The sequence below is a fragment of the Candidatus Dormiibacterota bacterium genome (assembly GCA_036495095.1).
GTDB lineage: Bacteria > Chloroflexota > Dormibacteria > Aeolococcales > Aeolococcaceae > CF-96.
In genome coordinates this window covers 1-3746 of record DASXNK010000183.1, presented here as the reverse complement: position 1 = coordinate 3746, position 3746 = coordinate 1, and the positions used below count along the sequence as shown (strand labels likewise).

The window sequence follows — 3746 nt, the reverse complement described above, 5'->3', positions numbered from 1 at the left end:
GTGGGTGCGGAGCCAGCCGGTGCGGTCGAGATCGGCGTCGCGGAGGCGGGCGTAGGTGGCCCGCAGTGCCTCGCGCTCGGCGGCGTCGGGGGCGTCGACGGCGGCGAGCATCGCCTCCAGCTCGCCGCGGAGGCGCTGCGCCTCGCGCGTCCTCGACGGGGCCGCCACTACCGGATCAGGTTGACGGGGTCGTTCGGCGCGTCGTCGATGAACTGCCGCATCGCCACCCACAGCGCGGCGAGGGTGATGGTGCGGCTGGGCGGGCCGGTGTAGCCCGCCACCGTCGACGGCGTCTCCATGTAGGTGACGGTGTCGAGGGCGGGGTCGCCGCGGCCGAGGTCGGCGCCGAAGATCGTGATCATGTGGGTGGCGTTCCAGCGGTTCCAGCCCGGCATCGTTCTGGTCATCGTCTGCACCATCACGGGCACCCCGTGCCCGAAGAGGGCCACCGCCCGGGGGTCGGCGAGGTCGGCGCGGAGGGCGGCGACCACGGTGTCGAGGTCGGTGGCGTGGACGCCCTGATAGCGATCGCCGCCGAGCCGGGGCCGCACCGTGGGCGCGAGCAGGCTGTTGATCGCGGCCAGCGCCTGGGCGCCGGTCTCGCCCGAGCGCGGGTCGAGGCCGGCGGTGCGGGCCACCGCCTCGACGTCGGGGACCTGGTCCTCCCAGGCGGAGAGCAGCACCTCGGTGGCGCCGGCCCCGCAGTAGTTGCGGTGGGCGTGGTCGTTGGGCTCGCGGAAGGGACGGACGGCGACGGCGGCGACGTCCGGGGGTGGCGGCGCCGGCGGCGTCGCCAGGTCGGGCACCAGGCCGGAGGTGCCGGGGAGGCCCACCTCCCGGGCCGAGGCCGCCGTCGCCGCCGGCGGCGCGCCGCACCCGGCGAGGCCGAGGAGCAGCGGGAGGAGGAGCCCGGCGCAGCGCCGCCGGCGGGGCAAACGTGACAGTTTGCGTATCATGCCCGCATGCCGCGCGCGATGTGGAGAGGCACCATCAGCTTCGGCATGGTGGCGATACCGGTGCGGCTCCACGTGGCGACCGAGGAGCGATCGTCGGTCTCCTTCCATCTCCTCTGCAAGAAGGACGGCAGCCGCCTCCGCAACCTGCGCTGGTGTCCCGAGGAGAACCGGGAGGTGCCCTGGGACGAGGTCGTCCGAGGATACGAGATCGGCAAGGACGAGTACGTCGTCCTCACCTCCGAGGACCTCGAGCGCCTGCCCCTGCCCTCGGCGCGCACCATCGAGATCCACCAGTTCTGCGAGCGCAGCGAGGTGCCCGACATCTACCTGGACCGCGCGTACTACATCGAGCCCGAGGAGGCGGGGCGCAAGGCGTACGCGCTGCTGCGCACCGCCCTGGAGCGCAGCGGCCGGGTCGCCGTCGGCAAGGTGGCGCTGCGCGAGCGCGAGCACCTCGCCCAGATCAGCTGGCTCGACGGCACCCTGGTGCTCGAGACCCTCCACTGGCCGGAGGAGGTCCGCGACACCAGCGAGCTGAAGCTGCCCGCGAAGGTGAGCGTCGGCAGGGCGGAGGTCGACATGGCGCTGATGCTGGTCGAGAGCATGAGCCGGCCGTTCGCGCCGAGCGAGTACCACGACGAGTACCGCGAGGCCCTGCTCGCCCTGGTCGCCGAGAAGCAGGGCACGGGGAGGGTGGAGCGGCCGGCCGCCCCCGCGCCGGGGAAGGTGGTGGATCTGATGGAGGCGCTCAAGGCGTCGGTGGAGGCGGCCCGCCGCGGCGGGGGCGACGGGCACCGCGAGGCCGCGCCGTCGAAGCCGCGCGCCAGCAGCCGCGGCGGCACCCGGAAGAGGGCGGGCTGAGCCCGCGCCGCCGCACTGGCGGGCGGCGTCCGGCGGCGGTGATGATGGGTCGATGGCCAACGCCCTCGACCTCGTCATCGTCGGCATGGGATCGGGCGGGATGGTCGCCGCCGAGTTCACCTCGACCCTCGACCTCCGCTTCGTGGCGGTGGAGCGCGGCCGCCTCGGCGGCGACTGCCTCTGGACCGGGTGCGTGCCCAGCAAGGCGCTGATCGCCTCGGCGAAGGTGGCCCACCACATGCGCACCGCGGATCGGTACGGGATCACCGCGGTCGAGCCCGAGGTCGACACCGCCGCGGTCTGGCGGCGGATCCACGCCGTCCAGGACGAGATCGCGGCGACCGACGACAGCCCGGCGCGCTTCACCGGCCTCGGGGTCGAGATCGTCGCCGGCGACGCGCGGGTGACCGGTCCGCACACCGTCGAGGCCGGCGGCCGGGTGCTCGACACCCGCTTCATCCTGCTCTGCACCGGCAGCCGGCCGGCGACGCCGCCGGTGGAGGGGCTGGCCGAGGCGGGGTTCCTCACCAGCGAGAGCGTCTTCGAGCTGGATCGCGCCCCCGAGAGCCTGGTGGTGATCGGTGGCGGCCCCATCTCGATCGAGATGGCCCAGGCCTTCCGGCGCCTCGGCATCCCCGTCACCGTGCTCCAGCGCGGGCCGGCGATCCTGCCCCGCGACGAGCCCGACCTGGCCGGCGTGCTCACCCGGGTGCTCCGCGACGAGGGCGTGGAGCTGCGGCTCGACGTCGACGTCCAGCGGGTCACCGTCGAGAACGGACGCAGGGTGGTCCACGGCACCGTCGCCGGGACGCCGTCACGGTGGGAGGCCGCGGAGATCCTGGTGGGGACGGGACGCCGGCCCAACGTCGAGGGGCTGGGGCTCGAGGGGGTGGGCGTCGCCGTGGGCCCCCACGGCATCACCGTCGACGAGCGGATGCGCACCACGGTGCCGTCGATCTACGCCGCCGGCGACCTCGCCGGCCGCCACCTCTTCACCCACTCGGCCGGCTACGAGGCGGTGCGTGCCGTCCGTGACATGTTCTTCCCGGGCAGGGGGAGGGCGCGGGCGCTCATCCCCTGGTGCACGTTCACCGACCCGGAGCTGGCCCACGCGGGGATGACCGTCGCCGAGGCGCGCGCCGCCCACGGCGACGACGCCGTCGAGGTCTTCCGCCAGGACCTCACCCACTCCGACCGGGCCCGTGCCGACGGCGCCACCGAGGGCGCGATCGTCGTCGTCACCGCCCGGGGGCGGGTGGTCGGCGGCCACATCCTCGCCCCCGCCGCGGGGGAGATGATCGGGGAGCTCGGCCTGGCGATCACCCGGAGGCTCAGGTTGAGCCAGGTGGCCAGCTCGGTGCACGTCTATCCCACCCTCTCGCTCGGCGTCGGCCAGCTCGCCGCCGAGGCGGCGTTCGAGTCGGCGCGGCGGCTCCGCTGGCTGGTGCGGCGGCAGCGCCGCGGGTAGGCGGCGGGAGGGTCAGACCCGCGGCGCCGGCCCGGTGCGGGGGCGGGCGAAGCGGTGGAGGCCGCGGCTGCCGGCGGTGGCGGCGGGACGGCCGAGCAGCAGCGCGGCGGCGCCGAGGCCGGCCAGGGTCATCGCCAGCAGCAGCCGCGGAACCGGCGGCGCCGGCGCTGCGGCGGCGGGGGCCGGCAGGGCGGTGCGGGGCAGGGCCCGGCGGTGCGGACGGGCGGCGGGTGGCCCGGTGTCGGGCGCGGTCACCGGCGCGGCGGCCGCGACCGGGGCGGCGGGCGGGGCCGCGGGGCCGGGAGCGGGCGGAGACAACGGCTCGTCGGGCGGCTGCGGCGGCGCCGGCACCACCGCGAGCGCCGCCGGTCCCGGCCGGGTGAGCACCACCCGGTCGGCGGTCCCGGGGAGCAGGACCACCGAGAGGCCGCCACCGCGGGCCAGCGCCGCGAGGTGGTCGA

4 protein-coding genes are annotated in these 3746 nt (G+C 76.1%); 2 read left to right on the top strand and 2 right to left on the bottom strand.

Annotated elements, in window-relative coordinates; genetic code table 11:
• Positions 1–167: 167 nt before the first annotated feature.
• Positions 168–935: a hypothetical protein gene (locus VGL20_18085; GenBank protein HEY2705595.1), complete on the bottom strand. Its 768-nt coding sequence runs from the start codon at positions 933–935 to the stop codon at positions 168–170.
• A 27-nt stretch (positions 936–962) separates the two neighbouring features.
• Here VGL20_18085 and VGL20_18080 point away from each other — a divergent pair, with 27 nt between their 5' ends.
• Both VGL20_18080 and VGL20_18075 read left to right on the top strand, forming a co-directional pair.
• Positions 963–1817: a Ku protein gene (locus VGL20_18080; protein HEY2705594.1), complete on the top strand. Its 855-nt coding sequence runs from the start codon at positions 963–965 to the stop codon at positions 1815–1817.
• A gap of 52 nt (positions 1818–1869) precedes the next feature.
• Positions 1870–3285 (top strand): FAD-dependent oxidoreductase, encoded by a 1416-nt coding sequence (locus VGL20_18075; GenBank protein ID HEY2705593.1) that lies wholly within the window; start codon positions 1870–1872, stop codon positions 3283–3285.
• 12 nt (positions 3286–3297) lie between these two features.
• Here the strand turns inward: VGL20_18075 and VGL20_18070 are convergent.
• Positions 3298–3746: hypothetical protein (locus VGL20_18070; protein ID HEY2705592.1), on the bottom strand; the 449-nt coding region annotated here is incomplete at its 5' end.